This is a genomic window from Micromonospora sp. NPDC049580 (assembly GCF_040675595.1).
GTDB lineage: Bacteria > Actinomycetota > Actinomycetes > Mycobacteriales > Micromonosporaceae > Micromonospora.
Map to the genome: position 1 here is coordinate 1 of NZ_JBFAPG010000099.1, position 15,854 is coordinate 15,854.

A 15,854-nucleotide genomic window follows, 5' to 3' on the forward strand; every position below is an offset into this window, starting at 1 on the left:
CGGCCCCTACAAGCAACTGGCACGGGCGCGGTCCAGACTTCCCGGCATTGCGTGTCGCCCGCCGATCGGAGCTGAGATCCGATGACCGAACAGACAGTTTTCCCTGGCCTTTCCGCCTTTTGGGAACGGCAGCTCACGGACCTCCCGGAGCCGCCGGACCTGCCCTTCGCGCCACCGACCGCCCCTGCCGGGGAAGCCCGTGCGGATCTGCCATGCGACTCGGTCGAGCCGCAGGTCAGCTCGTTGGCCGGCCTGTTCGCGCTGCTGCACCGTTGGGTCGGCGGCCGGGACCTGCTCGCCGAGACGCCGGCCGCGCCGACCGGCCCGGGACGCTGGCTGCCCGTGCGGGTCCGGTTGCCCGAGGATCCCACGTGGACCGAGCTGCGGGACCTGGTCCGAACGGCTCTGCGCGAGGCCCGGGAGCACGACGCGGAATTGCCCGAAACGGTTCCCGACTATCGGCCGGTGGTATCGATTAGCTCCGATCAGGCGCCCCCCGGTTATCGGGGTGCGGTGCGGCTGCTGATCGACGACACCGACGAACGCCCGGCCGCCACGGTGAGCCACCACCCACACGCGACGTCGATCGGGGCGGCGTTGGCCGTGCTGCTCGCCCGGGCGCAGGAGCGGCCCGGAGCGCGCCTGTCCGACCTCCCGCTGCTCGACCCGGCGACGGAACGGCAGGTGGTGATCGACTGGAACGCCACCGACACCGCCTACCCGCGCGAAAGGTCGGTGCCCGACCTGTTCGCCCAGTGGGTCCGGCAGACCCCGGACGCGCCCGCGCTGCGCGACGGCGAGAGGGTCCTCGCCTACCGGGAGGTGGACCGGCGTGCCAACCACCTGGCGGAGCGTCTGCGCCGGCTGGGGATCGGCGCCGAGACGCTGGTCGGCATCTGCCTCGCCGACACCACCGCCTGGGTGATCGCCGCGCTGGCGACGCTCAAGGTCGGCGCCGCGTACCTGCCGCTGGACCCCGGATACCCGCCGGAGCGGCTGGCGTTGATGTGCCGCGACGCCACACCGGGAGCGATCCTGCACACCGCCGCGCTGGCCGACCGGCTCCCGGACGACGACACGCCCCGGATCGTCGTGGACCGGCTGCCGGCCGACGACGGCCCGGCGGACCCGCCGGCGGTGACCATCCATCCCGACCAGCTCGCGTACGTGATGTACACGTCGGGCTCCACCGGCCACCCCAAGGGCACCGGGGTCAGCCACCGCAACGTCGTTCGGCTGGTCCGTGACACCAACTTCGTCGACGTACGCCCGGACGACGTGATGGGACAGGCCGCCACGATGTCGTTCGACGCGGCGACCCTGGAGGTGTGGGGCGCCCTGCTCAACGGCGCCTGCCTGGCGGACCTGGACATCAACGACGTGATCGTGCCGGACCGGTTGCGCGCCCGGCTGCGCGACACCGGCGTGACGATGATGTTCCTGGCCACGTCCGTGGCCCGGCAGGTGGCGACCGAGGCGCCGGACGCCCTGGCCGCGCTGCGCTACCTGACGTTCGGCGGCGAGCAGGCCGACCGGACGGCAGTGGACCGGCTCCGGGCGGCCTGCCCGGACACGACGCTGGTCAACGGGTACGGTCCGACCGAGGCCACCACCTACACCACGACGTACGACTGCGCCCGGCTCACCGCCGCGGACCCGATCGTGCCGATCGGCGGCCCGGTCGCCAACACCCGGGTGTACGTGCTGGACCGGCTCCTGCAACCGGTGCCGCCGGGCGTGCTCGGTGAGCTGTTCATCGGCGGGGACGGGGTGGCCCGCGGCTACCTCGGCCGCCCCGACGCGACCGCCGAGAAGTTCGTGCCCGACCCGTTCGGGCCGCGCACCGGGGGTCGGCTCTACCGCACCGGCGACGTGGTCCGGCAACGCCCGGACGGGTTGATCGAGTTCGTCGGCCGCTCCGACCACCAGGTCAAGATCCGCGGGTACCGGGTCGAGCCGGGCGAGGTGACCGAGGCGCTACGCGCTGGCGGGCTGCTGCGGGACGCGATCGTGCGCGCCGACCGCGACGCCGCCGGGGACGCCCGACTGGTCGCGTACGTCGTGCCCGACGACGGGGTGCGCGTCGAGGCGGTCCGGGAGCGGGCCCGCGAGCAACTGCCCGACCACCTGGTGCCGGCCGTGTTCGTGGTGGTGCCGCGGCTGCCGCTCAACCGCAACGGCAAGGTGGACGTCGCGGCGCTGCCCGCGCCCGACACGGCCGCGACGGGCGACGGTGACGCATCTCCACGGACACCCACCGAGCGGGCGGTGGCCGAGATCTGGCAGGACGTCCTCGGTGTGCCGGTGCGCCGCCGCGACGACGACTTCTTCGACCTCGGCGGGCGGTCCCTGAAGGCGACCCGGGTCCGCTCCCGGCTCGCCGCCGCGATCGGCGCGGAGGTGCCGCTGCGGCTGATCTTCGACCACCCGACCGTGGCCGGGCTGGCCGCCGCGGCCGACGAGATCAGCGGGGTGCCGGTCGAGCCCACCGAAGCGGCCCTGCCGGTCGCGTCGGACGGGCCGCCACCCGCCGACCTCGCCGGCCTGCTCGACCAGCTCGAACAGGGGATCGCCCGATGATCGGAGCCCTCACGCCCGTGCAGTTGCGCCAGCGCGTGGACGCCCTACCGCCCGAACGGCGGCGGGCGTTCCTCGCCGCGATCCGCGCCGACGGCGACCGGTACGGCATCCACCCGCTCACCGCCGCCCAGGAGTGGATGCTGCTGCTGGCGCAGCTCCGCCCGGACAGCCCGGCCTACCACGTGCCGCACCGGGTGGACCTGCGCGGCGAGCTGGACGTGGCCGCGTTGCGCGGCGCGCTCGACGAGGTCGTGGCGCGGCACGAGGCGCTGCGCACGGTGTTCGTGCCGCTGGACGGGCAGTCGTACCAGCTCGTCCTGCCGCCGACCGGTCTGCCGCTGGTGGTCGAGGACGTCGCGCCGGAGCGGATCGACGAGTACGCCGCCGCCGAGGCGGTACGCCCCTTCGACCTGGCCCGGGGGCCGCTGGTGCGGGCCACCCTGTGCCGCACCGGCCCCACCGACTTCGCGCTGCTGCTCTCCCTGCACCACGTGGTGTGCGACGGCTGGAGCATGGGTCTGCTCTTCGAGGAGCTGTCGACGGCGTACGCGGCCCTGCGGGAGGGGCGGCGTCCGGCGCTGCCGCCGATGCCCCGGGACGTACCGGCCGCGCTGGCCCAGGACCGACTGCTCGGCCCGACCGAGCTGGCCCGGCGGCTGGACTGGTGGCGCGACGCGCTGACCGGTGCGCCGCCGGGGCTCGACCTGCCGACCGACCGGCCCCGCCCGGCCGAGCTGGAGGACGCCGGCCACGAGATCGAGTTCTCCTGGCCACCGGAGCTGGCCGACCGGGTCGCCGAGGCGGGCCGCCGCACCGGCGCGACGCCGTACATGATCTTCGCGGCGGCCTGGGCGGCGTTGCTGCACCGCCGAAGCCAGCAGCCGGACCTGCTGATCGCCACCCCGGTGGCGAACCGGCAGACGCTCGACAGCGAGACCGCGGTCGGCTTCTTCGTCAACACCCTGGTGCTGCGCAGCCGGGTCGACGGTGGACTGACCTTCGCCGCGCTGCTGGATCGGCTGCGGGACTCCGCGCTGACCGCGCTGACCGACCCGGTGCCGTTCGACGCCCTGGTACAGGAGCTGCGCCCGGTCCGCGACGCCGGCCGGCACCCGCTCGCCCAGGTGATGTTCGCCGTCGAGGACGGCTGGGAGCAGCGGCTGACCCTGCCCGGGGTGAGCGTGCTGGCCAGCGGTGAGACGCACACCGGCACGTCCATGTTCGACCTGACGCTGACCGTCATCCCGTACGAGGGCCGCATCGACGGGCGGATCGAGTACCGGACGCGCCTCTTCGACGAGTCCACCGCCCGGGCGCTCGCCGACCAGCTCGACACCCTGCTCACCGCCGCGCTCGCCGCCCCGGACACCCCCGTGGACCGGCTGCCGCTGCTCGACGCGCCCGCCGGACGGGAGCTGGTCGACCGCTGGGCCGCCACCGCGCCCGCGCCGCAGGGCCAGCCGAGCCTGGGCGAGCTGGTCGCCCGCCGGGCCGCGGCGGCACCGGAGACGGTCGCCCTGGCGTACCGCGATCAGGCCCTGACCTACCGGGAGCTGGACGCGCGGGCCGACCGCCTGGCCCGGACCCTCGCCGCCCGGGGCGTGCGGGCCGAGACGACCGTCGGGGTCTGCCTGCCCGCGGGCCCGGACTGGGTGGTCACGTTCCTCGCCGTACTCCGGGCGGGTGGGGTCTACCTGCCCCTGGACCCGCAGTTGCCGGCGGCCCGGCTGGCGCACCTGCTCGCCGACTCCGCCGCCGCGCTGGTGGTCACCACTGCCGACGCGGAGTTGGCGCTGCCCACCACCGGCGTGCCGTTGCTGCGCCTCGACGAGCAGCCGACGGCCGTCGACGCCGCGCTCCCGACGGCCGTCCACCCCGACGCCGCCGCCTACCTGATCTACACGTCCGGCTCGACCGGGCTGCCCAAGGGCGTCCTCGGCACCCACCGGGGGCTGAGCAACCTCGCCGCCGCGCAGGCCCGGCTGGTCGGCGTCCGGGCCGGCGACCGGGTCCTGCAGTTCCACTCGATCAGCTTCGACGTGGCGCTGTCCGATGTGGTCACCGCGCTCACGGCGGGCGCCACGCTGCGCCTGCTCGGCCCGGACGAGCGCACCCCTGGCCCCGACCTGGCCGCCGCGCTCACCCGGCACCGCGTCACGGCGGCCGACCTGCCGCCGGTGGTCCTCGACGCGCTGGACCCCGCCGCAGTGCCCGACCTGCGGATACTCACCGTCGGCGGCGAACCCTGCGCCCCGGACGTCGCCGCCGCCTGGTCGCGCGGCCGGCTCCTGATCAACGGGTACGGCCCCACCGAGGCCACCGTCACCGCCACCGCCGCCCACTGCGCGGCCACCGACACCGAGCTGCCGATCGGCCGGCCGCTGACCGGGGTCCGCGCCTACGTGCTCGACACCGAGCTGCGGCCGGTGCCACCGGGGGTGCCCGGCGAGCTGCACCTCGGCGGGGCCGGGGTGGCCCGCGGCTACCACGGCGACCCCGCGCTCACCGCCGGGCGCTTCCTGCCCGACCCGTACGCGCCGACACCGGGGGAACGGATGTACGCCACCGGCGACCTGGTCCGCTGGCGTGCCGACGGGCAGTTGGTCTTCCTCGGCCGGGCGGACAACCAGGTCAAAATCAACGGCTATCGGATCGAGCTGGGTGAGGTGGAGGCCCAACTGCGGCAGTGTCAGGGGGTGCGCCGGGCCGCCGCCGTGGTGCGGACCGACGTGCCCGGCGGCCGACGACTGGTCGGCTACCTCGTCGGCGACGGGTTGGCGATCGACGAGCTGCGCCAGAGCCTGCTCCGGCGGTTGCCCCGCTATCTCGTGCCGAGCGCCTTCGTGGTGGTCCCCGACCTGCCGGTGACGTCCAGCGGCAAGCTCGACCCGTCCCGGTTGCCCGCCCCCACCGTGGCCCGCGCCGACCTCGGCGCCGCGTACGTGGCACCCGACGGCGCTGTCGAACGGGCCATCGCCGACACCTGGCGGCAGGTGCTCGGGCTCGACGACGTCGGCGCGGACGACAACTTCTTCGACCTGGGCGGCACCTCGCTGCTGCTGGCGCGGGTGCAGACCCGGCTCACCGAACGGCTGGGCCGACCGGTGCCCGCCGTCGAGCTGTTCCGCTATCCGACCATCGCGCTGCTGGCCCGGTTCCTCGACGGCACGGCCGCCCCGACGACCGCACCGGCCGGTGGCCGGCGACAAGACGAACGCAAGCAGGCGCTGGCCGACCGGGCCCGCCGGGCCCGCCCGGTGCCGGCGGGGGAGGGACGAGCGTGACCGACCAGGAGACCGGACTGGAGATCGCCATCGTCGGGATGGCCGGCCGCTTTCCCGGCGCCGCCGACGTCGACGAGCTGTGGCAGCGGATCCTCGCCGGGGAGGAGACCATCACCCGGTTCACCGACGCGGAGCTGGCTGCCGCCGGCCTCACCGAAAAGGAGCGGCGGCACCCCGACCACGTGCCGGCGCACGGCGCGCTGGCCGACATCGACCGGTTCGACGCCGGCTTCTTCGGCTACTCGCCCCGCGACGCCCGGCTGCTCGACCCGCAACAGCGGCTCTTCCTGCAGACCGCCTGGACCGCCCTGGAACGCGCCGGTCACCTCGCCGGGAACCCCGACCGGCTGGTCGGCGTGTACGCCGCCGCCGCGGCCAGCGGCTACCTCCTGCACCACCTGTTCCGCAACCCGCGGCTCGACTCGGTCTCCGAGTACGAGCTGATGCTCGCCAACGACAAGGACTCGCTGCCCACCCGGGTGGCGTACCACCTGGACCTGCGTGGACCCGCCGTGGCGGTGCAGACGGCCTGCTCGTCGTCTCTGGTCGCCGTGCACCTCGCCGCGCAGGCGTTGCTCGCCCGCGAGTGCGACGTCGCGCTCGCCGGCGCCGCGCACGTCCTGCTGCCCACCGGCACCGGCTACCGGCACGAGGCCGGCGGCATCATGTCCCGCGACGGGCACTGCCGCCCGTTCGATGTGCGCGCCACCGGAACCGTGGGAGGCGACGGCGCCGCCGTGGTCGTCCTGCGCCGGCTGGCGGACGCCCGCGACGACGGCGACACGGTGTACGCGGTGATCCGCGGCTCCGCCATCAACAACGACGGCCGGATGAAGGTCGGCTTCACCGCGCCCGGTGTGGACGGTCAGGTCGCCGCGATCCGGGCCGCCCAGGAGGTGGCCGAGGTCGACCCCGCCACGATCGGCTACGTCGAGGCGCACGGCACCGGCACCGAGCTGGGCGACCAGATCGAGCTGCGCGCCCTGGCCGAGGCGTTCCGGGGCGCAGATGCGAGCCCGGGCGCGGACGGCGGTCGGGGCACCGACGGAGGCCGGTGCGCGCTCGGCTCGGTCAAGTCGATCCTCGGTCACCTCGACGTCGCCGCCGGGGTGACCGGGCTGATCAAGGCCGCGCTGGCGCTGCATCACCGGGTGGTGCCGCCCAGCCCGTACTGCACCGACCCGCACCCCGAGCTGGCCGGCGGGCCGTTCCACGTGCCCACCACCGCGCAGCCCTGGCCCGACCTGGGCACGCCGTCCCGTGCGGCGGTCAGCTCCTTCGGCATCGGCGGCACCAACGCCCACGTCGTGCTCCAGGCCGCCGAACCGGCAGAGCCGAGCGCCGGGGACGGCCCGTCCGCGCATCTGCTGGTGCTCTCCGCCCGGGACGCCGACGCGCTCGACCGGGCCCGCGACCAGCTCGCCACCCACCTGAGCGAGCACCCCGACGTGCCGCTGGCCGACGTCGCGTACACCCTCGCGCGCACCCGACGGGAGTTCGGCCACCGGCTCGTCACCGTCGCCCGTGACGCCACGACCGCCGCCGCCCAACTCGCCGACCGTGACTCGACGCTGGTCCGCACCGGCGTCGCCACCGGCACGCCGGCGGGCGTGGCGCTGCTCTTTCCCGGCCAAGGAGCGCAGTACGCCGGGATGGGCCGCACCCTCTACCGCACCGAACCGGCCTACCGGGAGGCCTTCGACCGCTGCGCCGACCTGCTGCGCCCGCACCTCGACGTGGACCTGCGCGCGCTGCTCTGCCCAGCCGGCGACGCGGTCCCGGCCGCGCCCGAGCTGGACGAGACCCGGCTCACCCAGCCGGCCCTGTTCGCCGTCGAGTACGCCCTCGCCGAACTGCTGCGCCACCACGGCGTACGTCCGGCCGCGATGGCGGGGCACAGCCTCGGCGAGTACGTGGCCGCCTGCCTGGCCGGTGTCTTCACCCTGCCCGACGCGCTCGCCACCGTCGCCGTCCGCGGCCGGCTCATGCAGGCTCAGGCACCGGGCTCGATGCTCTCGGTGGCCCTCGGCGTCGACGAGGTGACGGCGCTGCTGCCCGCCGGAGTGGAGGTGGCCGCCGCCAACGCACCGCGCCTCACCACCGTCTCCGGCGAAACCGCCGCCGTCGCCGCGCTCGCCGCCGACCTGCGCGGGCGCGGGGTGGCCTGTCGGGAGGTGCGCACCTCCCACGCGTTCCACTCGGCCCTGATGGACCCGGCCCTGGCCGGCTTCGCCGCGCACCTGCGGGAGGTCCCGCTGCGTCCGCCCACCCTGCCTGTCGTGTCGAACGTGACCGGCGGCTGGCTCACCGACGACGAGGCCACCGACCCCGACTACTGGGTGCGCCAGCTGCGCCGTCCGGTCAACTTCACCGCCGCGGCCACCCTGCTGCTCGGCGAGCGGTACGCGGTGCTGGAGGTCGGCCCCGGTCGCACCCTGGCCACCCTCGTCCGGCAGCACGACGCCGCACGGGGGGTGCCGGTGGTGACCAGCCTGCCCGCCGAGCGCACGCCGACCGGCGAGGACGACGCCGTCGCCCGGGCCGTCGGCCGGCTCTGGCTCGCCGGGGCCCCGGTGCGCTGGCCCGACGGCCGCGCCGACGGACGACGTCGGGTACCCCTGCCCGCGTACCCGTTCGCGCGTGACCGGCACTGGGTCGACGCGTACCGGCCGGGAACCGTTGCCCCCGACGAGGTCACCCCGGTCACCGCGCCGCCGCCACCGGCCCCGGCCGGATCGGTGACGGCGGGATCGGTGGCGGCGACGGCCTCGACGGGGGACGAGCCGTACGAGGTGGTGCGGCGGATCTGGGTGGACCTGCTCGGCGTCGACGAGATCGGCCCCGACGACGACTTCTTCGAGCTGGGCGGGCACTCGCTGCTCGGCACCCGGGTGGTGGCGCGACTGCGCGACGCGCTCGGCGTCGATCTGCCGCCCGCCGCGATCTTCGAGTCACCCACCCCCGCCGCGCTGGCCCGTACCGTCGCCGCGCTGGCGCGGCCCGCTCCCGCCGTACCCCCGGCGGCTTCCCCGCCCACGGACGGCGACCTCACCGACCTGCTCGCGGAGATCCGGGCGTTGTCCCCGGAGAGTCTCGCTCGCGAGCTGCACCTGGCCCGACACGAGGAAGGCAACCCCGATGGCTGACGAACACCGCGTGGTGGTCAACGACGAGGAGCAGTACGCCCTGTGGCCGCGGCACAAGGAGGTGCCGGACGGTTGGCGGGACGCCGGCTGCGCCGGCAGCCGCCAGGAGTGCCTGGACTTCGTGACGCGCACCTGGACCGACATGCGTCCCCGCAGCGTCCGCGAGCACCTGGCCGCCGGCTGAGCGACCGGTCACCGGCCCGCCGAGCGGCGTCGGTGACCCAATGACGTGCCCGCGCCGGGCTCAGCGACGGCGCAGGGCCGGGTCGAGCAGGGCGGGCGGGGTGTCGAACTTCTCGTGTGCGGCGAGGTCGACGCCCGGCGCGACGATCGCGTCGATCGCGTCCAGCACGTCGGCGGAGAGCACGGTGTCCGCGGCGGCGAGCTGGGAGTGCAGGTGGTCGATCGTGCGGGGACCGATGATCGCGCTGGTCACGGCCGGGTGCGCGGTGACGAACCCGAGCGCGAGCTGGATCATGGTGAGGCCGGCCTCGTCGGCGACCTTGGCCAGTTGCTCGACGGCGTCCATCCTGGCCTGGTTGGCCGCGAGTGCGGTGTCGAAGCGCTCCGGCAGAAGCGTCGACCGGCTGGTGGTGATCTCCCGGCCCGCCCGGACCGCGCCGGAGAGCCAGCCCGAGGCGAGCGGGCTCCACGCCAGCACGCCGAGGCCGTACTGCTCGGTCACGGGCAGGACGTGGGTCTCGATCCCGCGTTGCAGGATCGAGTAGCTGGGCTGTTCGGTGACGTAGCGGCCCAGGTGGTGCTCCCGCGCGGCCCACTCGGCCTGCACGATGCGGTACGCGGGGAAGGTCGACGAGCCGAAGTAGCGGATCTTTCCGGCCCGCTGCAGGTCGGTCAGCGCCGACAGCGTCTCCTCGTCGCTGGTGGTCGGGTCCCACCGGTGGATCTGGTAGAGGTCGACGTGGTCGACGCCGAGGCGGCGCAGGCTGTTGTCCAACTCGGTGACGAGCCAGCGGCGTGAGCTGCCCCGGTGGTCGCGCCTGTCGCCCATCGGCATGCCGGCCTTCGTGGCCAGCACGATGTCGTCGCGGCGGCCGGTGATCGCCCGGCCGACCATCTCCTCCGACTCGCCCTGGCTGTACATGTCGGCGGTGTCGATCAGGTTGACCCCGCCCTCCAGGGCGGCGTCGACGATCGCGGTGACCTCGTCCTGGCTGGTGCGTCCCAGCTTGCCGAAGTTCATGGCGCCCAGCACGAGTGTGCTGACCTGGACGCCGGTGCGACCCAAGGTGCGGTACTGCATGGTTGTTCCTCCGTGCTCAAGGGGCGTGGTTGGCCGTGGCCCACCTGCTCTGGCATCCTGAACAAGTGGAACCATGTTCCGCTAACCAATATACGGAACACTGTTCCGTTTGCCAACAGTGATCATGGGAGGTCGGGCGCAGTGGCCGACATCGACAGCGGATCGACGTCACCGCGACCGCGGAAGCGGGCGGATGCGCGGCGCAACGAGGCGACGCTCCTGGACGCCGCCGCCGCGGCCTTCGTCGCGTCCGGCGTCGACGTGCCCGTTCGCGAGATCGCCGCCACGGCGGGCGTCGGCGTCGGCACGATCTACCGGCACTTCCCGACGCGGGCGGACCTGATCGTGGCCGTCTATCGACACCAGGTCGAGGCCTGTGCCGAGGCCGGGCCGACGCTGCTGGCCGCCAGCGGCACCCGGTACGCCGCCCTCGCGCGGTGGATCGACCTCTTCGTCGACTTCCTGGTCACCAAGCACGGTCTCGCCCAGGCGTTGCAGTCCGACAACGTCGCCTTCCAGGCTCTGCACGGCTACTTCCTCGACCGGTTGGTGCCGGTGTGCGCCCAACTGCTCGACGCGGCCGCGGCGGCGGGCGAGATCCGCACCGACCTGAGCCCCGTCGAGCTGCTGCGCGGCGTCGGCAACCTCTGCATCGGCGCGGGCGACCCCCGCTACGACGCGCGCCGGATGGTGGAGATCCTCATCGCAGGGCTGGGCGTCCGGTAGCCACCGTCGGCACCGTCTCGACGCCGCTGGCAGGCCCCCCTCTGCTGTCTGTAGAGCTGCCCCATGCCTGGGGCGGCTCGCGTCGCCCGGAGATTGGGCGCGCCCCCGCTCGGGGGTCCGCCGCACCGAACTGTCAATGTAATGTTGACGGATGACGACGACGCCGTTGGCCGGCCTGGCTGAGGTGCGCGCTGCTCGTGCCCACCTGGACGAGCGGGAGGCGGAGCTGATCGACCGGGCGCGCCACGACGGCGCGACCTGGGCGCAGGTCGCGACGGCGCTGGGGCTCGGCAGCCGGCAGGCCGCCGAGCAGCGCCGTCAGCGCCTGGCGGCCGCGCGACGTGCTCGGCGACATGACCTCGACCGTGGCTACCCGTCGCAGATCGCGGCGTTGCGGGGCGCGGTGGCCGACCTCGGGCGCTGGATCGCGACGGACCGGCGGTGGGATTCCCGCTTTCCTCGGGCGGCACTCGTTCGGAGCACAGTGGAGGCCGCCCTGGACGCCGCCCCGGGCTCGCTCTACGCGCTGGCCCTGCACCTCCGCGCCGACCTCGAAGCCGCAGGCGACCTGCTGCCGCCACCGGTGCGAGTCATAGCGTCGACGGTGGACACCGTGCTGTCAACGACCCATTGACATCGCCCGACGCCATTGCCTGAGCCTGGCTCAAGAATCAGGATGTGAGTCAACTCGGCTCAACCTGGAGGGCTCATGCGGCGCAACGCGGGTCTGTTCGTGGCGATCTCGCTGCTGTCCGGCTTCGGCAGCAGCGCCATGTCCCTGGTGGCCGGCATCTGGATCCTGGACCTCACCGGCTCCACCGGTCTGGCCGCACTGGTCGGGCTCTGCGTGTACGCCCCGGTGCTCGCCGGCCCGTGGCTGGGCGGCCTGCTCGACCGGGCGCCCCGACGGGCGCTGGTGATCGCCGTCAACCTCCTGCTGGCAGCCGCGCTGCTGGCGCTCCTCGCCGTCCGCGGCCCGGGGCAGACGTGGGTCATCTTCGCCGTCTCGTGCGCCTACGGTGTCAGCTACGTGCTGATCGACGCGGGCGAGACGGCGCTGCTGCCGTCCGCGCTGTCGCCGACGGACCTCGGCGACGTCAACGGGTGGCGGTCGAGCGCGCAGGAGGGCATGAAGCTCGTCGCCCCGCTGGCCGGCGCGGGCCTGTACGCCTGGCACGGCGGCCACGCGGTCGCCGTGCTGAGCGCGGCCATGCCGCTCCTGGTCGCCGTTCTGTACCTGGCGGTGCGCCTGAACCGGACGCCGCCCGAACGGCCGACGCGGCGGCATCGCGGCCTGCGCGCCGGGCTTGCGGTCCTGCTCGGACAGCGGACGATCCGCGTGCCGGTCGTGCTCGCGGCCGTGTCGATCGCCATGTCGGGCTTCACGACCGCGGCCGTCTACGCGGTCGTCGTCACGGAACTGCGCCTTCCGACCACGTTTCTGGGTGTGCTGGCCAGCGCGCAGGGCGCCGGCTCGATCCTCGGTGGACTGGTCGTCGGCCGGCTCCTCACCCGACGGGGTCCCGTCGCCGTCGGTGTGGCCGGGGCGGTGCTGTTCGCCGTGGGTTGCCTGGCGCGCTGCCTGCCCTGGTGGCCGGCCACGGTCGCGGGTGCCGCGGTCGCCGGCATCGGGCTGCCGTGGACCCTGGTCGCGGCGGTGACCGCCGTGCAGACGCACAGCCCGGCGGCGCTGCTCGGCCGGGTCGCCGCGACGGCCAACACCGCGATGTTCGGCCCGCTCGTCCTGGCGATCCCGCTCGGCTCCGCCGCCGTCCACTTCGGCGGTCGTCCGCCGCTGATCGCCGCCGCCGTGCTCTGCCTGACCGCCGCGGCCACCCTGCGCCCGCCCAGGCCACGACAACCCGACGTGAGCGCCCCGCTCGTGATCGTTGGCAGCTGAGCGGTGCGACACGCCGGCCCCACCACTGCTCAGCTGCCAACGATCACTACCGACAGATGGCGTCAAGGGTGCGACGGGCTGCGAGGGACCGAGATCGATCCGTGGCCGTACCGCCGCTCGGGAGGTATCGGCGGTCGTTAACGTTCCGCCATGCGTCCAGCCCTGTCGCCCCACCCTCCGTCGGTTGACCCACCTCCGAAGGCCCAGCGCACCACGTGGATCGTCGTGGCCGCTCTCGTCGTCGCGTGCCTGGGCGCACTCGCCCTGCCGGTTGGCGGCTTCCTGCTGTGGATGTACACCGGGCCGGACGTGGACGAGCCGCGCGCGGCGGCCGACCAGTTCGTCCGTCGACTGGAGAGCAACGACGACGCCGCAGCGCACGGATCCCTGTGCCGGGAGATCAAGGAACGGACCGATGTGGCAGCGTTCACCGCGGCGGTGGAGCGCCTCGGCCGGCCCGTGTCGCACACCATGGGTCGGGCCGTCTTCACCAACGAGGCCGGAAACAACGCCTCGGTGACCGTCGAGCTGACCGGCCGGAACGGTCAGACCACGACGCTCGACCTGCGCGTGGAGTCGGAGGTCGGCTGGCAGGTGTGCGACGAGTCCTTCGGCTGAGCGCCGTATCACTCCTCGGCGAGGTGGTCCGGGGACTCCAGCGCGGCCTTCACGGCCTGGAGGAAGGCGACCGCCTCCCGGCCGTTGACCACCCGGTGGTCGTAGACGGCGCTCAGGTTGACGTAGCGGCGCGTCACGACCTGGCCGTCCGCGTCCAGCGCCAGCTCGTCCTGGGTGCCGCCGATCGCCACCACGCAGGTCTGACCGGGAAAGACGATCGGCCCGGCGAGCACCACGTCGGGGTCGGTGTGCAGGGAGACGACGATGGTGCCGCCGGCCAGCTCGCCGGCCCGGAAACCCTCACCGCCGGCCCGGGAGCGGAAGTCCATCAGCGTCTCGGCGATCTCCGCGCAGGTCAGCTCCTCCACGTCGCGGACCACCGGGATGAACAGCCCCGTGCCGACGTCGATGGTGACGCCGACGTGGGCCGCCTCGGCGAGTCGTACGCTGCTGCCGTCGCCGGGTGCGGCGAAGAGCAACGGGTGGTCCTCGCGCAACCCACCGATGGCCTTGACCAGCAGCTCCGGCAGGCCGACCAGGGTGCGGGTGGCGCGGGTGAGCTGCCGGGCCACCGCGAGGGCGGCGTCGACGCGGACCTTGATGACGGCGAGCGCCGCCGGCACCTCGCGGTGGGACTCGGTGACCACGGCGGCCACGGCGCGCTGCGCGCGGGAGAGCGCGTGCACCGGGCGCGGATCGTCCGGCTCCGGGCCGTCGCCGGCCGCCAGCGCGGCGGCCGCGGCCACCACCACCGGCTCGGTCGCGGCCGCGGGCGCCGCCGACCGGTCGGCCAGCAGGCGTTCCACGTCGGTACGCCGCACGACCGCCTTGCCGAGGCCGCGCAGCTCGTCGTCGCCGAGACCGTGCGCGGCCGCGAGCTCCCGGGCCGAGTCGGTGAGCACCGGTCCGCCGGGGGAGGCGTCCGGCAGGGGTACGACAGCCGGGGCGACCGCCTCGGCGAGGAAGCGTTGCCGGGCCTCTTCGCTGTCGAAGACGTGACCGATGACGTCGCCCGGCGCGCACTCCCGGTTCACCTCGACGAGCCGGTGCAGGACGCCGTCGCCGTCGCTGAGCAGCTCCTCGGCCGCCTTGGAGGTCTCCACCTCGGCGATCGGCTCGCCGGCGCGCACCTGCTCGCCGTTCTCGGCCAGCCAGTCGAGCAGGACGTACGTCGTGTCGTTGTTGTTGAGCTTGGGGACGACCAGGTCAGTCACCACTGACGACCTCCTTCACGGCCTGGCGGATGTCGGTGTCCTGCACCAGCACGGTGCGTTCGAGATGCGCGGCGGTCGGGATGACGCTGTCGGCGGAGTGCACGAGGCGTACCGGCGCGCGCAGCGACCCCCAGAGCCGCCGGTGCACGACCTGCGCCAGCTCCGCGCCCCAGGTGCCGCCGGCGGTGCTCTCCTCGGCCACCACCACCCGGCCGGCCCGCGCGATCGGCGGCAGCAGGGTGTCGGTGTCCAGCGGCCAGAGCCGCGACGGCACCAGCACCTGGCAGACGATGTCGTCGCGCAGCAGCAGCTCCCGGGCCACCGACACCGCCCGGGCGGCCAACCCGCCGGGTACGACCAGGACGCAGTCGGCCTGCTCCTCCTCGTCCACCCGGACCCGGGCGACGTCGGCGTCCGGGCCGATCAGGTCGTAGCGGAACAGCTCGTCCACGACGCCGTCGGCGTACATGCGGGTGGTGTAGAGGACCTTGTCCTCGAAGAGCAGGCCCGGCCGGCCGGTGGCGAGCATGCCCGCGAGCACCGCCCGGTTGTCGTGGAACGGCGACACCTCGTGCAGGCTCAGGCCGGGGACGCCGATGAAGTGCTTCAGCGGGCTCTGGCTGTGCGTCGGGCCGTACCCCCGGTTGCCGCCGGTGGGGCAGCGCACCACCAGCCGCATCGGCACCCGCCGGCCGTACATGGCTGTGGACTTGCTGGCGAAGTTGAGGATCTGGTCGAACGCCAGGGCCACGAAGTCACTGAACATGATCTCGACGATGGCGCTCTGCCCGGCCAGGGCCAGCCCGCCGGCCACGCCGACGATGCCGCCCTCGCTCAACGGGGTGGACAGCACCCGCTCCGGCCAGCGCGTCGACAGCCCCCGGGTCACCTTGAACGCCCCGCCGTACGGGTCGACGAGGTCCTCCCCGAGCACTGTCAGCGCGGGGTCGTCGGCCAGCAGCGCGTGCAACGCCTGGTTGAGGTTCTCCACCACCCGCTCAGCCACGGTCGGCCTCCGCCCAGCGGCTCGCCGGCCGGCCGGCGACGGCGGGGCCCCCCCACCAACAGAGGGCGCGTCGAGGGGGGATGGGAAATGGGGTTGGGGGAGGGGGTGTTTGAAGG

At 74.2% G+C, this 15,854-nt stretch carries 11 protein-coding genes; 8 read left to right on the forward strand and 3 right to left on the reverse strand.

Going from position 1 to position 15,854, the window contains the following annotated elements; genetic code table 11:
- The first annotated feature begins 243 nt into the window (after positions 1 to 243).
- The 4 genes from AB0J68_RS11540 to AB0J68_RS11555 are packed head-to-tail and all read left to right on the forward strand — an operon-like array spanning position 244 to position 9,194.
- On the forward strand, positions 244 to 2,580 hold the full coding sequence (locus AB0J68_RS11540; protein WP_363937986.1) for a non-ribosomal peptide synthetase: 2,337 nt from the start codon (positions 244 to 246) through the stop codon (positions 2,578 to 2,580).
- Positions 2,577 to 5,864 carry an amino acid adenylation domain-containing protein gene (locus AB0J68_RS11545; RefSeq protein WP_363937989.1) on the forward strand — a complete coding sequence of 1,096 codons (3,288 nt, stop codon included), beginning with the start codon at positions 2,577 to 2,579 and terminating at the stop codon, positions 5,862 to 5,864. The genes AB0J68_RS11540 and AB0J68_RS11545 overlap by 4 nt, the downstream gene beginning before the upstream one ends.
- Entirely contained in the window at positions 5,861 to 9,010 is a 3,150-nt protein-coding gene (locus AB0J68_RS11550) for a beta-ketoacyl synthase N-terminal-like domain-containing protein (protein WP_363937991.1), read from the forward strand. Before AB0J68_RS11545 ends, AB0J68_RS11550 begins: the two co-directional genes overlap by 4 nt.
- Complete coding sequence (locus AB0J68_RS11555) at positions 9,003 to 9,194, forward strand: MbtH family NRPS accessory protein (protein ID WP_007461660.1); 192 nt, start codon at positions 9,003 to 9,005, stop codon at positions 9,192 to 9,194. Before AB0J68_RS11550 ends, AB0J68_RS11555 begins: the two co-directional genes overlap by 8 nt.
- A 60-nt stretch (positions 9,195 to 9,254) precedes the next feature.
- Here AB0J68_RS11555 and AB0J68_RS11560 read toward each other — a convergent pair whose 3' ends face one another.
- On the reverse strand, positions 9,255 to 10,274 hold the full coding sequence (locus AB0J68_RS11560; protein ID WP_363937993.1) for an aldo/keto reductase: 1,020 nt from the start codon (positions 10,272 to 10,274) through the stop codon (positions 9,255 to 9,257).
- Positions 10,275 to 10,424: 150 nt separating this feature from the next.
- On the opposite strand from AB0J68_RS11560, the gene AB0J68_RS11565 reads away from it, so the two are divergent.
- The 4 genes from AB0J68_RS11565 to AB0J68_RS11580 all read left to right on the forward strand — a co-directional run bounded on the left by AB0J68_RS11565 (position 10,425) and on the right by AB0J68_RS11580 (position 13,518).
- Complete coding sequence (locus AB0J68_RS11565; RefSeq protein ID WP_354855755.1) at positions 10,425 to 11,000, forward strand: TetR/AcrR family transcriptional regulator; 576 nt, start codon at positions 10,425 to 10,427, stop codon at positions 10,998 to 11,000.
- Positions 11,001 to 11,151: 151 nt separating this feature from the next.
- Positions 11,152 to 11,634 carry a hypothetical protein gene (locus tag AB0J68_RS11570; RefSeq protein WP_363937996.1) on the forward strand — a complete coding sequence of 161 codons (483 nt, stop codon included), beginning with the start codon at positions 11,152 to 11,154 and terminating at the stop codon, positions 11,632 to 11,634.
- 75 nt (positions 11,635 to 11,709) lie between these two features.
- The gene (locus AB0J68_RS11575) at positions 11,710 to 12,900 is read left to right on the forward strand and encodes an MFS transporter (protein ID WP_363937998.1); all 1,191 of its coding nucleotides are present in this window, start codon (positions 11,710 to 11,712) and stop codon (positions 12,898 to 12,900) included.
- A gap of 150 nt (positions 12,901 to 13,050) precedes the next feature.
- A complete protein-coding gene (locus AB0J68_RS11580) occupies positions 13,051 to 13,518 on the forward strand; it encodes a hypothetical protein (protein WP_363938000.1) in 468 nt (155 codons plus the stop codon).
- Positions 13,519 to 13,526: 8 nt separating this feature from the next.
- Here AB0J68_RS11580 and AB0J68_RS11585 read toward each other — a convergent pair whose 3' ends face one another.
- Both AB0J68_RS11585 and AB0J68_RS11590 read right to left on the reverse strand, forming a co-directional pair.
- Positions 13,527 to 14,732, reverse strand: a complete 1,206-nt coding sequence (locus tag AB0J68_RS11585) for a 2-oxo acid dehydrogenase subunit E2 (protein WP_363938002.1) — start codon at positions 14,730 to 14,732, stop codon at positions 13,527 to 13,529.
- Entirely contained in the window at positions 14,725 to 15,738 is a 1,014-nt protein-coding gene (locus AB0J68_RS11590) for a transketolase C-terminal domain-containing protein (RefSeq protein ID WP_363938005.1), read from the reverse strand. The genes AB0J68_RS11585 and AB0J68_RS11590 overlap by 8 nt, the downstream gene beginning before the upstream one ends.
- Positions 15,739 to 15,854 lie beyond the last annotated feature (116 nt).

What these genes read in the sequence shown, in the direction of transcription:
- AB0J68_RS11555 (WP_007461660.1), top strand. Translation starts at nt 9,003, where the DNA reads ATGGCTGACGAACACCGCGTGGTGGTCAACGACGAGGAGCAGTACGCC.
- AB0J68_RS11580 (WP_363938000.1), top strand. Translation starts at nt 13,051, where the DNA reads ATGCGTCCAGCCCTGTCGCCCCACCCTCCGTCGGTTGACCCACCTCCG.
- AB0J68_RS11560 (WP_363937993.1), bottom strand. Translation starts at nt 10,274, where the DNA reads ATGCAGTACCGCACCTTGGGTCGCACCGGCGTCCAGGTCAGCACACTC.
- AB0J68_RS11570 (WP_363937996.1), top strand. Translation starts at nt 11,152, where the DNA reads ATGACGACGACGCCGTTGGCCGGCCTGGCTGAGGTGCGCGCTGCTCGT.
- AB0J68_RS11575 (WP_363937998.1), top strand. Translation starts at nt 11,710, where the DNA reads ATGCGGCGCAACGCGGGTCTGTTCGTGGCGATCTCGCTGCTGTCCGGC.
- AB0J68_RS11545 (WP_363937989.1), top strand. Translation starts at nt 2,577, where the DNA reads ATGATCGGAGCCCTCACGCCCGTGCAGTTGCGCCAGCGCGTGGACGCC.